Origin of the sequence: Faecalimicrobium dakarense, assembly GCF_000499525.1 — a bacterium.
In the GTDB taxonomy this organism is placed as follows: domain Bacteria; phylum Bacillota; class Clostridia; order Peptostreptococcales; family Peptostreptococcaceae; genus Faecalimicrobium; species Faecalimicrobium dakarense.
In genome coordinates, this window is sequence record NZ_HG529433.1 from 1 (window position 1) to 23,136 (window position 23,136).

The window sequence follows — 23,136 nt, forward strand, 5'->3', positions numbered from 1 at the left end:
CTTTTTTATTGTGTAAATTTGAGCAGTTGTGCTTACAATATTAGATAAGTAAATTTGTAATAGTTAAATTAAAAAAACTCCCTAAGGGAGTTTTTTAATTTTAAAGAATTAATTCTTATATAGAGATATATTTAAACAGAACATATTTTGTTATTATCCCATAAAATAAATAAGTTAGCAATTATTATGATAAAAATCAGCTTTACTTTAGTGAGGTGATTTTTAAAACTAAATGATATAAATTATTTACTTTGATATATTTGTATTATTTATTAAGGAACTTATCTAAATGTATTTCAAATTAAAGTAAATTAGTCTATAATCTTTAATATTATAAGAATAAGGGGGATTTTTAGATACTATGCTTAAAAAATTTAACAAAATATTAGTAGCTAATAGAGGAGAGATTGCCATAAGAATATTCAGAGCCTGTTCTGAATTAGGCATAAAAAGTGTTGGTATATATAGTAAAGAAGATAAATATGGATTATTTAGAACAAAAGCAGATGAATCATATTTAATAGGAGAAGACAAAGGTCCAGTAGATGCATATTTAGATATGGATGCAATAATAGATTTAGCTAAAAGAAAGAATGTAGATGCGATTCATCCAGGATATGGATTTTTATCTGAAAATCCGGAATTTGTACGTAAGTGCGAAGAAAATGGAATAGTTTTTATAGGACCATCAGCGGATATAATGAATATGATGGGAGATAAAATAAATGCTAAGAAAATCGCGAAAGAGGTTAATGTTGATACTATACCGGGAATAGATAAACCAATAAAAACTTCTGAAGAAGCTAAAATAATTGCAGAGGAAATAGGCTACCCTATAATGCTTAAAGCCTCTAATGGTGGTGGCGGAAGAGGTATGAGAGTTGTATATAATGAAAATGACCTTGAAATAGAATATAAGACTGCATGTAGTGAATCAAGAAAAGCATTTGGCGAAGATATTATATTTATAGAGAAATATATAGCAGATCCAAAACATATAGAAGTACAAATACTAGGAGATAAGCATGGTAATATAGTACATTTATATGAAAGAGATTGCTCTGTTCAAAGAAGACATCAAAAAATAATTGAATATGCACCAGCATTTTCTCTAGATGATGAGTTAAGGGAACGTATATGTAGGGATGCAATAAAAATAGCTAAGCATGTAGGTTATGTTAATGCAGGTACATTAGAATTTTTAGTAGATGATAGCAAGCATCATTATTTTATAGAAATGAATCCTAGAGTACAAGTTGAACATACTGTTACAGAAATGATAACAGGGATAGATATAGTTCAAAGTCAAATATTAATAGCTCAAGGGTACAGATTAGATAGTGATGAAATAAATATAAAATCTCAAGAGGATGTTGAAGTGAGAGGATATTCTATACAGTGTAGAATAACAACTGAGGATCCTAAAAATAAATTTATGCCAGATACAGGTAAAATACAAGTTTATAGAACCGGGTCAGGAAATGGAATTAGATTAGACGGTGGAAATGGATTTACAGGATCTAATATAAGTCCATACTATGATAGCTTGCTAGTTAAGACTATATCTTGGGATAGGACTTTCAAAGGAGCTATAAATAAAACTGTAAGATCTATAAAAGAGCTTAGAATAAGAGGTGTAAAAACTAATATAGGCTTCCTAGTAAATGTACTAAATAATCCTATTTTTACAAAAGGTCAGTGTAGTACTAAATTTATAGACGAAAATCCAGAACTATTTGAGATAAGAGAGAGTAAAGACAGAGGAACAAAATTACTTCAATTTATAGGAGATGTAGTAATAAATGAAAATAAATGCAATGATAAACCTATATTTGAAGCACTACACAAGCCTAGTATAAAAAGTGAACTTATAAAACCTGAAGGTAGTAAGGATTTATTTGATAGATTAGGTAAGACAGATTATATAGAAAGTATAAAGAATGAGAAAAAACTATTATTAACTGATACTACAATGAGAGATGCACATCAATCATTACTAGCAACTAGACTTAGAACTTATGACCTATTACAAGTAGCAGAACCTACAAATGATTATATGAAAGATTTATTCTCATTAGAAATGTGGGGAGGAGCTACTTTTGATGTAGCATATAGATTTTTAAATGAATCTCCTTGGATTAGACTCCAAAAACTAAGAAAAGCTATACCTAATATAATGTTCCAGATGCTATTCAGAGCATCTAATGGTGTAGGATATAAAAATTATCCTGATAATGTAATTAAAGAGTTCATAAGTGAATCTTCAAAACAAGGTATAGATGTATTTAGAATATTTGACTCTTTAAACTGGGTAGAAAATATGAAACCTTCTATATCAGCTGCATTAAAAACTGGAAAAATAGTAGAAGCAAGTATATGCTATTCAGGAGATATATTAGATAAAACTAAAACTAAATACGATTTAGATTATTATATAAGAATGGCTAAAGAATTAGAAAGTTTAGGTTCAGATATTATATGTATAAAAGATATGGCTGGATTACTTAAACCTTATGCAGCATATACACTTATAAAGGAATTAAAAAGAAATGTAAATACGCCGATACACTTACACACTCATGATACTAGTGGAAATGGTATAGCTACATGCTTAATGGCATCAGAAGCTGGAGTGGATATTGTTGATGGTGCACTAGAAACTATGGCGGGATTAACTAGTCAGCCATCTATAAATGCTATAGTAGAAGCGCTTAAAAACACTGAAAGAGATACTAAGATTGATTTATACGGATATGAAGAGATAGGAAACTACTATAAAGACTTAAGAAAGATATACAGTAAGTTTGAAAGTGACTTAATAAATCCTTCTGCAGAAATATATAAATATGAAATACCAGGAGGACAATACACAAATCTAAAGCCACAAGCTGACAGTTTAGGATTAACTAATAAATTTGATACAGTAAAATTAATGTATAAAGAAGCAAATGATGTGCTAGGAGATATTATAAAAGTTACTCCATCTTCAAAGGTAGTTGGAGACTTAGCAATATTTATGGCTAAAAACAAGTTAAACAAAGAAAATATTATACAAGAAGGAAAGAAATTATCTTTCCCAGACTCAGTAGTAGATTACTGTAAGGGTATGATTGGTCAACCAGAAGGTGGAATACCTGAAGATATTCAAAAGATTGTATTAAAAGGAGAAAAACCTATAACTGTAAGACCGGGACTTTTAATTCCTGACGAAGATTTTGATATGGCAAAAGATTATTTAGATACTAACTGTAATATAAATGCAAATATAAGAAATGTTTTAAGTTATACATTATATCCAAAGGTATATGAAGAATATATAAAACACTTACAAGAATACAATGATATATCAAAACTTGAAAGTCATGTATATTTCTATGGATTAAATAAAGGTGAAGAATGTGAAGTTGAGATAGAAGAAGGTAAGGTATTAACAATTAAGTTAGTGGAAATAGGTGATGTCAAAGAAAGTGGAACTAGAACGATTGTATTCGAATTAAATGGCATGATAAGAGAAATTGAAGTAAAAGATAAAAATTTCTCGGGTAATATTAAAGATATAGTAAAAGCCGATATGAATGATCCTTTACAAATTGGTGCTAGTATTCCTGGTAAAGTAGTAAAAGTATTAGTTAAGGAAAATGATGAAGTAAAACAAAATCAACCATTACTAATAATAGAAGCTATGAAGATGGAAACTATAATTGTTTCTAAAACAGATTGTATAGTAAAATCTATAAAAGTAGATGAAAATGAAATGGTAAGAGATAAGCAGTTACTAATGGAAATGAAAAAATAAAGTAAATAAAAAATACTCTAGATAATCATCTAGAGTATTTTTTATGAAGAAAATATAATTTCTACCTAATAATACTCCTTAATATACCTAATCCTTAATGCTATTGTAGGTGAGGCGCAGATATTTATACATAGATAAAACGGACATATTTTTATTTAATATAAATTTGAAATTAAAAGTTATTTATAAAAAGAAGGAGAGAAAGATTTTGATATAGAAATATACTTAAATCTGTTTTTTATTATTCATTATTAATAAAAATAGGTAAAGATAAATTAGTCTAGAAAGTTAATTAAATACATATTGTATAAAGAGGATAGTTTTATATTCAAATTAAGTTAGTTACCTCACCATTTGTAATACAAAAGACAAGTAAGTTACATATCGTAAAGAAACGTTATTTTGTAAAGAGTAACAAGTATTTAATAAAGTGTAATATCTAAATTTTGTATAAATATTAAAAGGTAGGTGCTTTTATGAAAGTTTATGATAACAATATGTTAAGAAACATATCAGTACTAGGACATAGTGGTTGTGGAAAAACAAATCTAATTGAAGCTATATCATATACAGCAAATCTTACTAATAAAATACCTAAGATAACAGATAAAGTAACAATGACTTATAGTATGGGGTTAGTACCAATTGAATATAATGATTTCAAGTATAATTTACTAGATACTCCAGGATATTTTGACTTCAGTGGAGAGGTTATTTCTTCACTTAGTGCAAGTGATGCAGCCATAATAGTAATAGATGCGACAACTGATATTCAAGTAGGAACAGAGAAGTCATTAGAACTAACTGAAAACATTCCAAAGATAATGTTTATAAACAAAATAGATAATGAAAAAGCTAGATATAAAGACACTTTAGCTATGTTAAGAGAAAAGTATGGAAATAAAGTAGTACCTATGATTATACCAATTTATAAAGATAAAAAGTTTATTAAATTACACAATGTTTTTGAAAATATGGATGGTTTAGAGGGTGAATTTAAAGATGAAGCTATGAGTGTAAAAGAAGCTTTAATGGAGCTTATAGCGGAAACTGATGATGAAATACTAGATAAGTATTTTAGCGGAGAAGATTTAAGTTTTGATGATATACAAAAAGGATTAACTATAGGTATGCAAAGAGGCGATATTATTCCGGTAATTTGTGGTTCCACGATAAACAATATAGGTACATCTGAAATATTAGAAACAGTATCTAAATATTTAGAACCTAAATATAAAAATCAAGAAGGTGTATTCAAAGGATTTATTTTTAAGACAATAGTAGATCCATTTATAGGGAAAATGTCTTACTTAAAAGTTACTCAAGGAGAAATTACTAAAGATAGTGATGTGTTTAATATAAATAAAGATATAAAAGAAAAAATATATAATTTATATACAATGAAAAATAATGACTTAGTAGAAATAGAAAAAGCTAAATGTGGAGATGTAGTCATACTTACTAAAGTAAATTCATTACAAACAGGATATACATTATCTTTAGATAGAGAGGAAGATATTTTATCTGAAATAGATCTTCCTAAACCGCAGATATATTATGCTATAGCTCCTAAAAATAAGGGAGATGAAGAAAAAGTAAGTATAACATTAAATAAAATAGTAGAAGAAGATCCAACTATACGTTGGTATAGAAATTCAGAAACAAAACAAGCTCTTATAGGAGGCCAAGGAGAATTACACATAAATACAGTAAAAAATAGAATGAAAGAAAAATTTGGAGTAGATGTAGAATTGATGGACCTTAAGGTTGCATATAGAGAAACTATAAGAGGTTATGCTGATGTTCAAGGAAAACATAAAAAGCAATCTGGCGGCCATGGACAATATGGAGATGTAAAAATAAAATTTGAGAGAAGCAATGATGATTTTGAATTTGCAGAAGAAATATTTGGTGGCTCTGTTCCAAAACAATATATACCAGCAGTAGAAAAAGGACTAAGGGATTCGATGGTAAAAGGAACACTTGCAGGTTTCCCTGTTACTCACATAAAAGCGACTCTTTATGATGGTTCATATCATGATGTAGATTCTTCAGAAATGGCATTTAAATTAGCCGCAAGTACTGCATTTAAAAAAGGTATGGAACAAGCACAACCAATACTATTGGAGCCTATAATGAAACTTAAAATAACAATCCCAGACGAATATATGGGAGATGTAATGGGAGATATTAATAAAAGAAGAGGAAAAATACTTGGAATGGAGCCGGATGATAAAGGAAAACAAGTAATATATGCTCAAGCACCTCAAGCAGAAACATTTAAATATGCTATAGATTTAAGATCAATGACACAAGGAAGAGGATATTTTGAGATGGAAATAGAAAAGTATGAAGAAGTTCCAAATCAAATAGCTCAAAAAAATTATATCAATAGCAAATAATAATTAAAAATTTTATAAAAAAGGCTTCAGATAGCTTGTCTGGAGCCTTTTAAATTCTAGTTCATATAATACATTAAGATAAATAAATTTTTATAAAAATAGATTTGTATGTGTAAACATTAAGTATAAAAAATCATATAAATTATATAATTAACCATTACACATATTATAAGGAATCGTAATTATAATACTATCGATAAATTTTAAGATGTATAAGATGTAAGGCAGGAGGGGATGTAATGTACTTTAATAGATTTACTCAAAGGGCCAAAAAAGCTATAGATTTAAGTTTGGAGTCGGCCCAAAAGCTAGGACATGAGGTTGTTGGCAGTGAGCATATTCTTTTAGGATTACTAAGAGAAAAAGAAGGCATAGCAGCTAAAGTACTACTGAAACTAGGGATAACAGATACTATATTAGAGGCAAAGATAATTGAAATAGAAGGTAAAGTAGAAAATACACCTTCGGAGATAACATTAAGTCCTAGAAGTAAACAGATACTAGAGCTATCTGGGATGTTTGCAAATAAATTAAAAACTAATTATATAGGAACAGAGCATATATTACTTGCAATTGTTCAAGAGGGCGAAGGTATAGGTATTAAAATATTAAACGCTGAAGGAATAGATGAAAGAACAATAGTTCAGATGATAATAGATATGATGGGGTTAGACGAATATGCGGTACAGCAAGAAGAAGAAAATAGATATCCTGCTAAGGTTCAATCAGCATCGTCTAAATTATTAGATAAATATGGAATTAACCTTACTAATTATGCTTCACAAGGAAAAATAGATCCTGTAATAGGAAGGGAAAAAGAAATACAAAGAATTGTTCAAATACTAAGTCGAAGAACAAAGAATAACCCCGTAATAATAGGTGACCCAGGTGTGGGAAAAACTTCAATTGTAGAAGGTTTAGCTATAAATATATCAGCAGGAGATGTTCCTGAAACATTAAAAAATAAAACATTATATACATTAGATATGGGGTCAATGTTAGCAGGAGCTAAATATAGAGGCGAATTTGAAGAGAGAATAAAAAGCGTAGTAGATGAAGTAATGAAAAATAAAAATATAATTTTATTTATAGATGAGCTACACACAATAATAGGAGCAGGATCAACTGGAGAGAGTACAATAGATGCATCAAATATATTAAAACCAGCTTTATCAAGAGGCGAAATACAAGTTATAGGTGCTACAACTATAGATGAGTTTAGAAAGCATATAGAAAAAGACTCGGCGCTTGAAAGAAGATTCCAGCCAGTTATGGTAAATGAGCCTACAGCTGAAGATACTGTAAAGATGATACAAGGACTAAGAGATAAATATGAAGCTCATCATAGAGTTAAGATAAGCGATGAAGCTATAAAAGCATCTGTAGACTTATCTATTAGATATATACCAGATAGATTTTTACCAGACAAAGCTATAGATTTAATAGACGAAGCAGCTTCTAGAGTAAGATTAAGAGAGGTTACTCCAACGTCTGAAATAAAAGATTTGGAAGATGAAATGCAAAATATAATAAATGAAAAAGAAGAAGCTGTTAGATATCAAGATTTCGAAAAAGCAGCTAAGATAAGAGATGAGCAAGAAAGTCTTAAAAAGCAATTAGAAGAAGTAAGGCAACAGTGGAACAAATCAACTAAGTATGCAGATTTAGTTGATGCAGAAGCAATAGCGGAAGTTGTTGAGTTATGGACTGGAATACCAATAAATAAAATAGTAGAAGAAGAATCTTATAAATTATTAAAACTAGAAGATATATTACATGATAGAGTGGTAGGTCAAGAACAGGCAGTTAAATCTATTGCCAGTGCAATAAGAAGATCAAGAGCGGGGCTTAAAGACCCTAATAAGCCGATTGGTTCATTCTTATTCTTAGGTCCAACAGGTGTAGGAAAAACTGAATTATCTAAAGCTTTAGCTGAAGTTCAATTTGGAGATGAAAATCAAATCATAAGAATAGATATGTCTGAATATATGGAAAAGCATGCAGTATCTAGAATGATAGGTTCACCTCCAGGGTATGTAGGATATGATGAAGGAGGACAATTAACGGAGAAGGTTAGAAGACATCCATACTCAGTTGTGTTATTTGATGAAATAGAAAAAGCTCATCCTGATGTATTCAATATACTATTGCAGATATTAGATGAAGGTAGATTAACAGATTCAAAAGGAAGAGCTGTTGATTTTAAAAATACTATAATAATAATGACTTCAAATGTAGGAGCTACTACAATTGATAAACAAAAAACTTTAGGATTTAGTGCTAATAAAGACGAAGAGATGATTATAAAAACTCAATATGAAAAAATGAAAGAAAATATAATGGGAGAAGTAAAGAAAAATTTCAGACCAGAATTTATAAATAGAATTGATGATATAATAGTGTTCCACTCATTAACAGAGGAACATATATCTAAGATAGTAATAATAATGTCTCAAGATTTAGTTAATAGACTAGAAAAAATGGATATAAAATTAGAGATGAGAGAAGATGCTATAAAACTAATATCAAAATCAGGGTTTGATTTAGAATATGGAGCAAGACCATTAAAAAGAGCTATACAAAAAGAATTAGAAGATAAATTATCAGAAGAGATATTAAAAGGAAATATAAAAAAAGGAAGTATTGTTATAGTAAAAGCTAAAGATAATAGTATAATATTTGAAAGTAAAGAGTAGTGATATATGATAAGGGGGGAGGTTATATTTCCCCTTTATTTTTGTATTAATAAGTTTATAAATGATACTAAAAACTATTGATATAAACAGGATTATTTGGTAATATGCTAAGAAAATTTAAAATTTAATTTAAAAATTCAATAACTTTACATAATATACCATACGTATGTTAAAATTATATAGACAATAGGAAGTTAAGGGTGATTTAAAATGGCGAAAATAAAGACAAAATATGTATGCCAAGAATGTGGATACGAAACATCAAAATGGTTAGGAAAATGTCCAGAATGTACTAAATGGAACACTTTTGTAGAAGAAATAGAGCAAAAGGGTTCTAAAAAGGATGTATTTATTATAGATAAGTCTTCTTCTAAACCAGTAAGTATAAATTCTATACAAACTAAAGAAGAAGAAAGATTTTCAACATGCATAAATGAACTAGATAGAGTGCTAGGAGGAGGAGTTGTAAAAGGATCTTTAGTTCTTGTAGGTGGAGACCCTGGTATAGGAAAATCAACTCTTTTAATACAAGTTTCAAGTAATGTTGCAAACTCTGGGAAAAGAGTGTTATATATATCAGGAGAAGAGTCTGAATCTCAAATAAAAATGAGGGCTCAAAGATTAGGAATTAATTCCGATAATTTATATATATATGCTGAAAATAATTTAAGCATGATAGAAGCTCAATTAGAAAGTATTAATCCAGAACTTATAATATTAGACTCTATACAGACGGTATTTAGCCCAGAAATATCATCAGCTCCTGGTACAGTTAGTCAAATAAAAGAAGGAACTTCAAAGTTTATGAAAATTTCTAAAAAAATGGGTATATCAACCTTTGTAGTTGGACATGTAACAAAAGAAGGGTCTTTAGCTGGACCTAAATTACTTGAACACATGGTTGACACAGTTTTATACTTTGAAGGAGAAAGATATAATACTTATAGAATGGTAAGAGCTGTAAAAAACAGATTTGGTTCAACTAATGAACTTGGAGTATTTGAGATGAGAGATTTAGGATTAGTTGAACTTGAAAATCCATCAAAAATACTAATATCAGAAAAGCCAAAAGATGTGGCAGGTTCTGTAATAATTTCTACTGTAGAAGGAACTAGGCCAATGCTTCTAGAATTACAAGCATTAGTGTCTCCTACAAGTTTTGGTATACCAAAGAGAACGGCAACAGGTGTAGACTATAATAGAGTGAGTATGCTTTTAGCAGTTCTTGAAAAGCGTGTTGGTCTTCAAATACAAAATCAAGATGTTTATATCAATGTTGTAGGCGGAATTAAGATAAATGAACCTTCTATAGACCTAGGTATAGTAATATCTATAGCTTCAAGTTTCAGAAATTTACCTGTAGATGAAACCATAGCAGTAACCGGAGAAGTAGGACTAACTGGAGAAGTTAGAGCTGTTAGCTTTATAGAAAAGAGAATAGCGGAGTGCAAGAAGCTTGGATTTACTAAAATGGTTATTCCAAGAAACAACTATGAAGTAGTAAAAGATGTAAAAGGAATAGAAATATGGCCTGTAGACAACTTAAGACAAGCAATAAATATAGTATTAGGGGGTAGTAAATAATAATGGAGGATTTCCTAAGCAATAAACATGTACTACATGCTTTAAAAATGATATCTCCTGGAAGTCCATTAAGACAGGGATTAGAAAATGTTTTAAAAGCAAAAACAGGGGGACTAATAGTTCTTGCCACAGATGAAGAAATAGTGAGAGTAGTAGATGGTGGATTCACTATAAACGCGGAGTATTCACCAGCATACCTATATGAATTAGCTAAAATGGATGGAGCTATAGTTCTTAGTTCAGATGCAAAGAGAATAATTTTTGCAAATGCACAGTTAATACCAGATTACTCTATACCTACATCTGAAACAGGCACGAGGCATAGAACAGCAGAAAGGGTTGCTAAACAAACAGGAGCTATCGTAATAGCTATTTCGCAAAGAAGAAATGTAATAACTGTTTATAGAGGTGATCAAAAGTATGCATTAGAGGAAATATCAAAGATATTTACAAAAGCAAACCAAGCATTACAGACTTTAGAAAAGTACAAATCAGTACTAGACCAAGCAGTAATAAATCTAAATGCTCTAGAATTTAATGATTTAGTAACAATATATGATGTTGCACTTGTAGTACAAAAAATGGAAATGGTAATGAGGATTACTAACATAATTGAAAAGTATATAATAGAGTTAGGTGAAGAAGGAACCTTAGTTAGTATGCAGTTAGATGAACTAATGGGTACTACTAGAATTGATCAAAAATTAATATTTAAAGATTATAGTAGACATGATGTAGATATTAAAGATTTTAAACGAAAAATAAAAAATCTAACATCAGAAGAACTTGTAGACTTAGTTAATATGGCTAAGTTATTAGGATATAGTGGATTCTCAGAAAATATGGATATGGCTATAAAATCTAGAGGGTATAGAATTCTTAATAAGATACATAGGCTTCCATCAACAATAATTGAAAACTTAGTTAATTATTTTGAAAATTTCCAGGAAATATTAGATGCTTCTATTGAAGACTTAGATGATGTAGAAGGAATAGGTGAAATTAGAGCAACATATATTAAAAATGGACTTATAAAAATGAAACAATTGGTATTATTAGATAGACATATATAATGAATGTTACGACTTTGTTATTGAATATATTGGGTATTATGGATTATAATAAAAAAATACTAAAGGATAAAAACCAGGGGGTGAAAATTTGATACGTAAAATAACAAGAATAATAATTGGATTACTTGGGTTGACCCTAGGTATGACTACGTATACAGCAGTAACAAAAGCAATACCAAATTTTGCATTTGGTCAAGGTACATATGGTTTAGTAGGATCGATAGCAGTAGGTATAGTTATAGGACTTTTATTCTATATACTAGAACCTTGGGTTTTAAATAAATTTAAAGATATGGCTAAAGTTGTAGATAAAGAGATATCAAGATATCCTCAAACAGATATATTACTAGGCTCTATTGGGCTTATAGTAGGATTTGTGATAGCTTACTTAGTAAGTGGATTAATGAGCTCCATACCTATATTCGGTGGAATATTATCATTCCTTACATATGGATTTATGGGATACCTAGGAATTAGAGTAGCTCTTAAGAGTAAGGATGACTTATTTAATATAGTTAAGATTGGGAAACTAGCACCATCAATCAAAGAAAAAACAGCTAAAAAAGAAGTTAAAGCTATACCGCCTAAGATTTTAGATACTAGTGTTATAATAGACGGTAGAATAGCTGATATATGTAAAACAGGCTTTATAGAAGGTAAGCTTATAATACCTAAGTTTGTATTAGATGAGTTACAACATATTGCAGATTCTTCAGATGACTTAAAAAGAGTTAGAGGTAGAAGAGGTCTTGATATATTAAGTATAATTCAGAAAGAATTAGATATAGAAGTTGAAATAAGCGAAGCTAGATTTGACGATATAGCAGAAGTTGATAGTAAGCTTCTAAAGTTAGGCCAAGTTTTAAATGGTAAGGTAGTTACTAATGACTATAACCTTAATAAAGTAGCACAAGTTCAAGGTGTTGAAGTATTAAATATTAATGAACTTGCAAATGCTATAAAGCCAGTTGCAATACCAGGAGAAGAAATGGTAGTTCAAGTGGTTAAAGAAGGAAAAGAAAATAGTCAAGGTATAGCATACTTAGATGATGGTACAATGATAGTTGTCGATGGTGGAAAAAGACATATAGGTGAAACAATAAGAGTATTAGTTACATCTGTTCTACAAACACCAGCGGGAAGAATGATATTTGGAAAACCTAAAAATTAGTACAATAAAAAGTCTTCGTATTTTCGAAGGCTTTTTCTATATACAAAAATATATTAATATGATTTAATTTGAGTATATAAGTACACAAAGAGGTGAATATATGAATGGCGTTGTTATAGTTGCAGCAGGTAAAGGAAGCAGAATGAAAATGGATATAAATAAGCAATTTATAAAGTTAAATGAAAAAGAAATAGTTGCTTATACAATTGAAAAATTCTATAATCATAGCAATATACAAGACATAGTAGTTGTAGTAAGAGAAGAAGAAGCTAATATTTTAAAAAAAGAAATATTAGAAAAATATAATTTTAAAAATATAAAAATAGCATTTGGAGGAAAAGAAAGACAAGATTCTGTTTATAATGGACTAAAAATGCTAGATAAAGATTGTAAAAATGTATTAGTGCATGATGGAGCTAGACCTTTCGTAAGTAAAGAGATAATAAATAATTCGATAGATGCAGCTAAAAAACATAATGCTGTAGTAGTGGGTGTTCCTGTAAAAGATACTATAAAAGTAGTAACTAAAGACAATGATATAGTAGATACTCCAGATAGAAGCATGTTATGGGCAGTTCAAACGCCTCAAACTTTTAATTATGAAATATTAATGAAAGCTTATGAAAGTGCATTTGAAAGCGAATTTTATGGAACTGATGATGCTATGCTAATAGAGCGTATAGGATATAAAGTAAAAATGATTGAAGGGTCTTATAATAATATAAAAGTAACTACACCAGAAGATATAAATATGGGAATTCAAATACTAAAGAGTCAAAATCTATAGGAGGAAAATATGAGAGTAGGATTAGGGTATGATGTTCATAAATTAGTAGAAGGAAGACAGCTAATAATAGGTGGAGTAGAAGTTCCACATGAAAAAGGATTATTAGGTCATTCAGATGCAGATGTTTTAGTTCACGCTGTAATGGATTCAATATTAGGAGCACTTGCACTTGGAGATATTGGTAAACATTTCCCTGATACAGATGAAAGATATAAAGGTGCCGATAGTATAAAATTATTAGAGTTTGTAAATAATTTAATAAAAGAAAAAGGATATGCCATAGGAAATATAGATTGTACAATAATAGCGCAAAGTCCTAAGATGGCACCTCATATTATGAATATGAGAGAGAATATTGCAAGAGCTTTAAATACAGATGTAGAAAATATAAATGTCAAAGCAACTACTGAAGAAGGTCTTGGATTTACAGGTACAAAGCAAGGTATAGCATCTCAAAGTATCTGTATGTTAGTTAAAGTTGACAACTAATATTAAATAATATATTATTATTTTAATCACAAAAATAAATTTAAAGTATATATTAATAAAAAATAAATTAAAAGCAATGATAAAGAAATAGTAGAAGATGGAGTCTTTACAGAGAAGAAACATTAGCTGAGAGTTTCTAAGAATAAGTTTTTGAACCAGTCTTTTAGCTTAGAAACGTTAAAAAGTTTTTACGGTAAGGACCGTTACATCCTATAAAGAGAGCCTTAGGGCTAACTAGAGTGGTACCGCGGAAATATAACCTTTCGTCTCTATACATTTGTATAGTGATGAGAGGTTTTTTTAATTATAACGAAATTATAATTTATCTGTTTTTTAGATAAATTACAATTTCAAAATGCTAAGCTTGAGCAACGGACGCAGTCGTTGGCGATATGAGCGAAGCGAATTTTAATTTATAGAACTTAAAAATTATTAATTTAGGAGGAAAAAAATTATGAAAATGTCTAAAATGTTAATATCAACATTAAAAGAAGTTCCATCGGATGCAGAAATAACAAGTCATCAATTAATGATGAGAGCAGGTATGATAAAGAAAATGGCATCTGGAGTATATAATCAATTACCAATGGGCCTAAGAGTATTCAATAAAATACAAAATATAATAAGAGAAGAAATGAACGCTAAAGATGCTCAAGAAATATTATGTTCAGGATTAATACCATCAGAACTTTGGAAAGAGTCAGGAAGATGGGATGTAATGGGTCCTGAAATGTTTAGACTTAATGATAGAAATGAAAGAAGTTACTGCATGGGTCCAACTCATGAAGAAGTGTTTACAGATATAATAAGACAAGAGGTTACTTCATATAAACATTTACCACTTAACTTATATCAAATACAAGTAAAATATAGAGATGAAAGAAGACCAAGATTTGGTGTTATGAGAACTAAGACTTTCACAATGAAAGATGCTTATAGCTTTGACGTAGACCAAGAAGGATTAGATAAATCATATCAAGATATGTTTGAAGCATATACAAATATATTTAAAAGATGTGAATTAGAAAATAGCCCAGTTCAAGCAGACTCAGGAGCTATGGGTGGTTCTGCATCAGCTGAATTCATGGTTAAATCGGAAGTTGGAGAAGATGAGATAGTATTCTGTAGTGGATGTGACTATGCAGCTAATATAGAAAAAGCGGAGTCAGTAAATCATGAAGCTTGTAGTGAAGAAATGAAAGAATTAAAAGAAGTTCATACTCCAGGAGTAACTACAATAGATGAATTAGCTAAATTCTTTAATATAGAAGCAGGTAAATTTGGAAAAACTTTAATATACTATGCAGATGGAAAATCTGTAGCAGTAGTAGTTAGAGGAGACAGAGAAGTTAACGAAACGAAAGTTGCTAATGCTATAGGCGGAGCTGTAGAGTTTGAACTTGCTAGTGAAACAACTATAAAAGAAGTAACTGGTGCAGAAGTTGGATTTGCTGGGCCAATAGGAATAAAAACAGATTACTTATTAATAGACCAAGAAGTAGTAGATCAAAAGAATTTAATAATAGGTGCTAATAAATCTGAATATCATATAGAAAATGCTAACTATGGAAGAGACTTTGAAGGTACAGTTGGAGACTTCAGAAATGTAGAAGAAGGAGATAAATGTACTAAGTGTGGTAGTGCACTAGAAGTAGCTAGAGGAGTAGAAGTTGGTCATATATTTAAGTTAGGAACTAAGTACTCAGAATCTATGGGAGCTACTTATCTAGATAAAAATGGTAAATCACAACCAATAGTTATGGGATGTTACGGAATAGGTGTTGAAAGAACAGCAGCAGCTGTAATAGAACAACATCATGATGAAAATGGTATAATATGGCCTTTAGCTATAGCTCCATACCATGCAGTAGTAGTACCAGTAAATATGAAAAAAGCCGAACAAGTAGAAGCTGCTGAAAAATTATACAATGAGTTAAAAGCTATGGGTGTAGAAGTATTATTAGATGATAGAGATGAAAGAGTTGGATTCAAATTCAAAGATAGTGAGCTTATAGGTATACCAATGAGAATAACTGTTGGTAAAGATATAACAGATGGAAAAGTAGAATTCAAGTTAAGAGAAGCACAAGATAAAGAAGTAATATCTTTAGATGAAGTTAAATCAAAGGTTGAAGCTGAATTTGCAAAACATAACGTAAAGTTAGGATAATTAAAAAATAGTTAGATAGTATATATAATCCACTAACTTATTAACAATTTTAATTAAAATGTGGATATATATACTATTTTAATTGCGACAAAAATCAACTTTATCCACAAATGTAGATAAATATAATAATAAAATATGTTGTTTTTGCATCAATTGGACAAAATAACATTACAATAGAGATAGTATTTTGATATTATAGATACGTATTAAAATTACAGGAGGTAAAATTATGAGCGTAAGAGTAAGATTTGCTCCAAGTCCAACTGGATTTGTTCATATAGGTAGTTTAAGAACAGCTTTATACAATTACTTATTTGCAAAGAAAATGGGTGGAGAATACATATTAAGAGTAGAAGATACTGACCAAACTAGATTAGTAGATGGTGCTATAGAAAACATGCTTACTGGCATGGCTTGGGGTGGAGTTAACCACAGCGAAGGTGTTGTATTAGATAAAAATGGAAATATAACTCAAAAGGGTGAATATGGTCCATACATACAATCTGAGAGATTAGGTATATATAAAGAATATATAAAAGAGTTATTAGATGCTGGTAAAGCTTACTACTGCTTCTGTACTAAAGATAGATTAGACTCTGTTCGCGAAAAGCAAAAAGAAGCTGGAGAAACTCCAAGATACGATGGTCATTGTAGAGACCTTACTCAAGAAGAGATAGATGCAAAGATAGCAGCAGGTGAACCATATGTAATAAGATTAAGATTACCAGAAAATCATGTTATAAAGTTTACTGACTTAGTTAGAGGAGAGACAGAATTTAATACTAATGATTTAGATGATCAAGTATTAATAAAAACTGATGGATTCCCAACTTACCACTTTGCAGTTGTAGTTGATGACCATTTAATGAAAATAACTCATGTAATAAGAGGAGAAGAATGGGTTTCTTCAACTCCAAAACATGTTTACTTATATGAAGCATTTGGATGGGAAGCACCAACATTTGTACATTTACCAAACATACTTAATAAGGAAAAGAAAAAATTAAGTAAGAGACATGGAGACGTTGCTGTTGAAGATTTCAAGAAAAAAGGATATTTACCAGAAGGATTAATCAACTACGTTGCATTAGTAGGATGGTCTCCAGAAGATAACCAAGAAATATTCACTATGGATGAATTAGAGAAAGCTTTCTCAGTAGAAAGAGTATCTAAGAGTGGTGGAGTATTTGATACAGAAAAATTAAACTGGGTTAACCAACATTATATAAAAGATGCAGATAATGAATTCTTAACAGATTTAGCTATACCATTCTTAGTAGAAGCTGGATTTATAACTGAAGAAGAAGCAACTACTAAGCACGACTTTATAGTAGGCATGGTATCAGTACTTAAAGAAAAATTACAATATGTAAAAGAAATAACTGACCATGCTTCGATATTCTTTGGAGATAAGGTAGAATTAGAAACTGAAGAATGTAGAGAATTCTTAAACTTAGAACATATACCAACATTAGTTAATGCATTAGCTGAAAAAATGGAAAAAGCTGAAGTTGTAGATGAAGCTTTCGTAAAGGCAATGTTTAAAGAAATACAAAAAGAACATGGAATAAAAGGTAAAAACTTATTTATGGGATCAAGAATAACATTAACTGGTCAAATGCATGGACCAGATTTACCAAAGGCTATGGAAGTTTTAGGTAAAGAAACTTGCTTAAATAGAATATCTTATGTAAAAAACAATCTTATATAATTATAAAAGTCCGCTAATTTTAAAGGCGGGCTTTTTGTATAGTAAATATTTTAAAGTTAAATGTCATATCGGTGTATTATTAAAGGAATGTAAACTTTTATGTAGTTATTTGATGAAAGAATTTAGTTGTAAAGGTAGAGGAATTTTATCCGATAAATGTAATATATTAAAACAACATTAAAATTAATATGAGATTAAAACGTGATTATAAAATAAATTAATAGAGTTTTGTTTTGATATAGGGGGGTAATTATGTATAGTAGTATAGAGGATGTAAAAAAGGAATTAAGGGAACTATGTAGTGAGTATGTGAATATACTAGAAAGACTAAGGGAAGAACAAATTATAAATAAAGAAACTTTTGAAATATGTAGTTCAAGTAAGGTATTATTTCTAGAAGAATAGTCTAATAATATTTTAAAAGGTAGATTTTTTTGAAATACTGAGGATATAATAGTAATACTATTAATTCTGAGATTTTTAAACTATAATATTATGGTAAGATATAACAAAGTAGCGAGGTGAAAAGTATGAAATTATATAATACATTGACGAGGACAAAAGAAGAATTTGTACCATTAGAAGAAGGCAAGGTGAAAATGTATGTATGTGGACCGACTGTATACAACTATATTCACATAGGAAATGCAAGGCCGTTTATAATATTTGATACTTTAAGAAGATATTTAGAGTACAGAGGATACGATGTAACTTATGTTCAAAACTTTACGGATGTTGATGATAAAATAATAAAAAGAGGACATGAAGAACATATATCTCCAGAGGAAGTTGCAAATAAATATATAGAAGAATATTTTGAGGATGCTGATGGATTAGGTATAAAAAGAGCTAATGTTCATCCTAGAGTTACAGATAACATACAAGAGATAATAGCTTTTGTTAAAGAATTAGAAGATAAAGGTTATGCTTATGAAGTAAATGGAGATGTTTATTTTGACACTAAGAAATTTGAAGGATACGGAAAACTTTCAAAGCAAAATCAAGATGACTTAGAAGCTGGAGCAAGAATAGAAGTAAATAGTCAAAAAAGACATCCAATGGATTTCGTTCTTTGGAAATCTAAAAAAGAAGGAGAACCAGGATGGCAAAGTCCATGGGGAGAAGGTAGACCAGGATGGCATATAGAATGTTCTGTTATGTCAAACAGGTATCTAGGAGAAACTATAGATATACATGCAGGAGGCCAAGATTTAGCATTCCCTCACCATGAAAATGAAATAGCTCAAAGTGAAGCTAAAAGTGGAAAAACATTTTCAAATTATTGGGTACACAATGGATATATAAACATAAATAATGAAAAGATGAGTAAATCTAAAGGAAACTTCTTTACTGTAAGAGATATATCAAATTCTTATGATTTAGAAATAGTTAGATTCTTTATGTTATCAGCTCATTATAGAAACCCAGTTAACTTTAGTGACGAAATGTTAACGCAAGCAAAAACTGCTTTAGAAAGACTTTATAATGCTAAAGAAAAATTAGAATTCACAATAAGTAACCTACAAGAATCTAGTATAACTGAGGATGAAAAATCATTAGCTATAGAATTAGATGGATTTAGAGCCAAGTTTATAAATGCTATGGAAGATGATATAAACACGGCAGATGCTATAAGTGTTATATTTGAACTATCTAGATTTATAAATACTAATGTAGATGAAAAATCTTCTTTAGAATTTGCTAAAAAATGTTTAGATGAATTCAATGAATTAACTAGTGTATTAAATATAGTTAATAAGAAAAATGATGATATGTTAGATGAAGAAATAGAAAATCTAATACAAAAAAGAGTGGATGCTAAAAAAAATAAAGATTTTAAATTAGCAGATGACATAAGACAAGAGTTATTAGATAAGGGAATAATATTAGAAGATACTAGACAAGGTACTAAGTGGAAAAGAGCATAATTATGAATAGAACAGAATTAATAACAATGTCTCCATTAGTATTAGCTTATATAGGAGATACAATTTACGAATCATATATAAGAGAATATCTTATTAGACAAAATATAAATAAGAAAGTTAATGATCTTCATAAATCAGCAGTAAAGTATGTTAAGGCAAAAGCTCAAGCTACTATAATGCATGAAATAGAAGAAGAGTTAACTGAAGAAGAATTAAGAATATACAAGAGAGGTAGAAATCAAAAATCTCATACTTCTCCTAAAAATGCGGATATAATAGACTATAAGCATGCAACTGGATTTGAAGCATTAGTAGGCTATTTACATTTAGGTAATGAAAAAGAAAGACTTGATTATATAATATCAAAAGGAATAAAAATAATAGAAGATAATATGTAAAATAAAAAGTATTGCTTATAAAAGCAGTACTTTTTTAGATATAAAATATATGTTTTTATAAGATAACTAATAAGGTATAATAGTATCTATAAATTATTAATAAGGGGGATATTAAAAATGAAAGTAAAATTATTATCTTATACACCAGAACCAGAAAAAGTTATATCTATGGCGGCTAAGCTATGCTATTCAGCTGTTGGAGTTGACGATATAGAAAAGAATTTGACTGATGAAAGTATAGATAAGTTTTTAAATATGTTAATTAATATAGGACATGAGTCTCCTTTAGAACATGTTTCATTCACTTTTGCAGTAGAAGAAATATCAAGAGCATGTTCACATCAAATAGTTAGACATCGTATAGCTAGTTATTCACAACAAAGCCAACGATATGTTAAATTAAATCAATTTGAGTATATAATTCCTCAGGAAATAAATGAGATAGAAGAAGCTAGAGAAGTATTTATAGATGCTATGAAAAAAGACCAAGAGACTTATGATAAGTTAGTAGATATATTATTTGAAAAACATTATAATAATTTAATAAAATCTGGAAAAAATGAAAAAGAGGCGAAAAGAGACGCTGAAAAGAAAGCTATAGAAGATGCTAGATATGTATTCCCAAATGCATGCGAAACAAAAATGGTATTTACGATGAACACTAGAAGTTTATATAATTTCCTAGATCATAGATGCTGTGAAAGAGCACAATGGGAAATAAGAGAATTAGCTACAGAAATGCTAAGACAATTAAAACAAGTTGCTCCAATACTATTTAAAAATAGTGGACCTAACTGTGTAAAAGGACCTTGTCCAGAAGGTAAAATGACATGCGGTGAGATAGTTTCAATAAGAGAAAAATTTAAGAATTTGTAGGCGGTGGAAGAAGTGGCAATAATAGAAGGAAGAAATCCTGTAATAGAAGCAATAAAAAATGATAGAGAAATAGATAAAATAATGGTGGCAAATTCAGCTAAAGAAGGGTCTATCAAGAAAATAATAGGAATGGCAAAAGATAAAAACATAATTGTTCAATATGTTGATAAGAATAAATTAGATGAAATTAGTACAAGCCACTCTCATCAAGGTGTAATGGCTCAAGTAAGTGAACATAAGTATTGGGAGTTAGATGAATTAATAGAAAGCGTAAAAGAAAAAGGTGAAGACCCGTTCTTTATTATATTAGATGAGATAACAGACCCTCATAACTTAGGATCTATAATAAGAACAGCAGATGCAGTAGGAGCTCACGGTGTAATAATACCAAAGAGAAGATCAGTTCATATAACTCCGGTAGTAGTAAAAGCTTCGGCGGGTGCAATTGAATATGTACCAGTTTGTAAAGTAACCAATATAGTAAATACAATAAAAAAATTAAAAGAAGAAGGCTTATGGATAGCAGCAGCTGATATGGATGGACAAACTTTCTATGAGCAAAACCTTACAGGAGCATTAGGATTAGTAATAGGAAGTGAAGGTTTTGGAATATCTAGATTAGTTAAACAAAATTGTGATTTTACAGTTAAAATGCCTATGATAGGGAATGTAACATCATTAAATGCATCTGTAGCAGGTGGGATTCTTTTATACGAAATATTCAAGCAAAGATCAGGCGTAAAATAAATTAAATGAGAAGAAATATAAAAAAGTATTTAATAGTAGATGGTTACAATATTATAAATGCATGGGAAGAATTACAAAAAATAGCAAAAACAGATTTAGAATATGCAAGAGATAAACTTATTGATGCTATTATTGAATATGCAGAATTTACAGGACGAAAAGCGATAATAGTTTTTGATGCATACAACGTTAAAAGTAGTAAAGAAAAGTTGGAGTTTAGAAAATATATAACTATAGTATATACAAAAGAACATCAAACAGCAGATAGTTATATAGAAAAATACATAAGTTCTTTATCTAAATATGATGATGTTAAAGTAGCAACTAATGACTATGCAGAACAACAGATAGTATTAGGTAAAGGCGCATCAAGGATATCTGCAAGAGAATTAAAATTAGACTTAGATAACGCAAAGGCGAAAATAAGAGAAAAAACGAGTAGTGTGGAGAAAAAGATCCAGCGAAACTGGTTAGAGGATAGGATAGATAAGGAAACATTGTCGAAACTTGAGAACATTCGTAGAAAGCATTGAAAATACTAAATTTATTAGATTATAATATAGCTATGAAAATGGTTAATGGGGGAGATTTTACATGTTAGTAGCGAATGATAAATATTATGAGATAGTGGATAATTCTCAACAAGATGAATATGATTTAGTATTAAAAGCTAGCAAAGGGGATAAAATAGCTTTAGAATATATTATTAAAAAATACAAAAATTTTGTAAAAGCAAAAGCAAAATCATATTTTTTAATAGGTGCAGATAAGGAAGACATAATACAAGAAGGCATGATAGGGCTTTATAAAGCGGTTAGAGATTTCGATGGAAACAAAACGAATTCGTTTAAATGTTTTGCTGAAATATGTATAACAAGACAAATAATAACAGCAATAAAGACAGCAACAAGACAAAAACATATACCACTTAATTCTTATGTATCTTTAAACAAACCTATATATGATGAAGAATCAGAAAGAACACTTTTGGATATTATAGCAACTAGTATGGTTACTGATCCAGAAGAACTTATAATTAGCAAAGAAGAGTTAAAACGTATTGAATCTAAAATAAATGAACTATTAAGTGAATTAGAGCAAGAAGTCCTAGAACTATATCTAAATGGAAAGAGTTATCAATATATAGCGGACAGGCTTGAAAGAGATGTAAAATCAATAGATAATGCTCTTCAAAGAGTCAAGAGAAAATTAGAAAAACATCTTGAAAACAAGAATGATTAATAGTAAAATACTTACCATAAGCTTATTATAAGCATATTAATTTATTCATAAAACTGAGGAGGAATT

17 protein-coding genes and 1 other annotated feature are annotated in these 23,136 nt (G+C 29.5%); all 17 genes read left to right on the forward strand.

The features are described 5' to 3' along the window. The first annotated feature begins 361 nt into the window (after positions 1-361). Complete coding sequence (locus BN899_RS17535; protein ID WP_042278161.1) at positions 362-3,796, forward strand: pyruvate carboxylase; 3,435 nt, start codon at positions 362-364, stop codon at positions 3,794-3,796. A 476-nt stretch (positions 3,797-4,272) separates the two neighbouring features. Continuing rightward, positions 4,273-6,198, forward strand: a complete 1,926-nt coding sequence (locus tag BN899_RS17540) for an elongation factor G (RefSeq protein WP_042278163.1) — start codon at positions 4,273-4,275, stop codon at positions 6,196-6,198. A gap of 239 nt (positions 6,199-6,437) precedes the next feature. Then, positions 6,438-8,894 carry an ATP-dependent Clp protease ATP-binding subunit gene (locus BN899_RS17545; RefSeq protein ID WP_042278165.1) on the forward strand — a complete coding sequence of 819 codons (2,457 nt, stop codon included), beginning with the start codon at positions 6,438-6,440 and terminating at the stop codon, positions 8,892-8,894. A gap of 210 nt (positions 8,895-9,104) precedes the next feature. Continuing rightward, on the forward strand, positions 9,105-10,478 hold the full coding sequence (radA, locus tag BN899_RS17550) for a DNA repair protein RadA (protein ID WP_042278167.1): 1,374 nt from the start codon (positions 9,105-9,107) through the stop codon (positions 10,476-10,478). A gap of 2 nt (positions 10,479-10,480) precedes the next feature. Further along, complete coding sequence (gene disA / locus BN899_RS17555; RefSeq protein WP_042278169.1) at positions 10,481-11,551, forward strand: DNA integrity scanning diadenylate cyclase DisA; 1,071 nt, start codon at positions 10,481-10,483, stop codon at positions 11,549-11,551. A gap of 88 nt (positions 11,552-11,639) precedes the next feature. After that, positions 11,640-12,722 carry a PIN/TRAM domain-containing protein gene (locus tag BN899_RS17560; RefSeq protein WP_042278171.1) on the forward strand — a complete coding sequence of 361 codons (1,083 nt, stop codon included), beginning with the start codon at positions 11,640-11,642 and terminating at the stop codon, positions 12,720-12,722. Between the two features lie 100 nt (positions 12,723-12,822). Next, positions 12,823-13,509 (forward strand): 2-C-methyl-D-erythritol 4-phosphate cytidylyltransferase, encoded by a 687-nt coding sequence (ispD, locus tag BN899_RS17565; protein ID WP_042278173.1) that lies wholly within the window; start codon positions 12,823-12,825, stop codon positions 13,507-13,509. 9 nt (positions 13,510-13,518) lie between these two features. Then, the gene (gene ispF, locus BN899_RS17570; RefSeq protein WP_042278175.1) at positions 13,519-13,998 is read left to right on the forward strand and encodes a 2-C-methyl-D-erythritol 2,4-cyclodiphosphate synthase; all 480 of its coding nucleotides are present in this window, start codon (positions 13,519-13,521) and stop codon (positions 13,996-13,998) included. A 67-nt stretch (positions 13,999-14,065) separates the two neighbouring features. After that, positions 14,066-14,272, forward strand: a binding site (T-box leader). 180 nt (positions 14,273-14,452) lie between these two features. Beyond that, complete coding sequence (locus BN899_RS17575; protein ID WP_042278177.1) at positions 14,453-16,168, forward strand: proline--tRNA ligase; 1,716 nt, start codon at positions 14,453-14,455, stop codon at positions 16,166-16,168. A gap of 229 nt (positions 16,169-16,397) precedes the next feature. Beyond that, positions 16,398-17,879 (forward strand): glutamate--tRNA ligase, encoded by a 1,482-nt coding sequence (gene gltX / locus BN899_RS17580; protein ID WP_042278178.1) that lies wholly within the window; start codon positions 16,398-16,400, stop codon positions 17,877-17,879. A gap of 252 nt (positions 17,880-18,131) precedes the next feature. Then, the gene (locus BN899_RS19325; protein ID WP_173399951.1) at positions 18,132-18,284 is read left to right on the forward strand and encodes a hypothetical protein; all 153 of its coding nucleotides are present in this window, start codon (positions 18,132-18,134) and stop codon (positions 18,282-18,284) included. 125 nt (positions 18,285-18,409) lie between these two features. Then, entirely contained in the window at positions 18,410-19,807 is a 1,398-nt protein-coding gene (gene cysS, locus BN899_RS17585; RefSeq protein ID WP_042278180.1) for a cysteine--tRNA ligase, read from the forward strand. A gap of 2 nt (positions 19,808-19,809) precedes the next feature. Continuing rightward, entirely contained in the window at positions 19,810-20,205 is a 396-nt protein-coding gene (locus tag BN899_RS17590; RefSeq protein ID WP_147568608.1) for a Mini-ribonuclease 3, read from the forward strand. Positions 20,206-20,322: 117 nt separating this feature from the next. After that, positions 20,323-21,081: an FAD-dependent thymidylate synthase gene (gene thyX, locus BN899_RS17595; RefSeq protein ID WP_042278184.1), complete on the forward strand. Its 759-nt coding sequence runs from the start codon at positions 20,323-20,325 to the stop codon at positions 21,079-21,081. Positions 21,082-21,093: 12 nt separating this feature from the next. Continuing rightward, positions 21,094-21,828 carry a 23S rRNA (guanosine(2251)-2'-O)-methyltransferase RlmB gene (rlmB, locus tag BN899_RS17600; RefSeq protein ID WP_042278187.1) on the forward strand — a complete coding sequence of 245 codons (735 nt, stop codon included), beginning with the start codon at positions 21,094-21,096 and terminating at the stop codon, positions 21,826-21,828. Positions 21,829-21,833: 5 nt separating this feature from the next. After that, the gene (locus BN899_RS17605) at positions 21,834-22,361 is read left to right on the forward strand and encodes an NYN domain-containing protein (RefSeq protein WP_042278190.1); all 528 of its coding nucleotides are present in this window, start codon (positions 21,834-21,836) and stop codon (positions 22,359-22,361) included. Positions 22,362-22,422: 61 nt separating this feature from the next. Beyond that, positions 22,423-23,070: an RNA polymerase sporulation sigma factor SigH gene (gene sigH / locus BN899_RS17610; protein WP_042278192.1), complete on the forward strand. Its 648-nt coding sequence runs from the start codon at positions 22,423-22,425 to the stop codon at positions 23,068-23,070. Positions 23,071-23,136 lie beyond the last annotated feature (66 nt).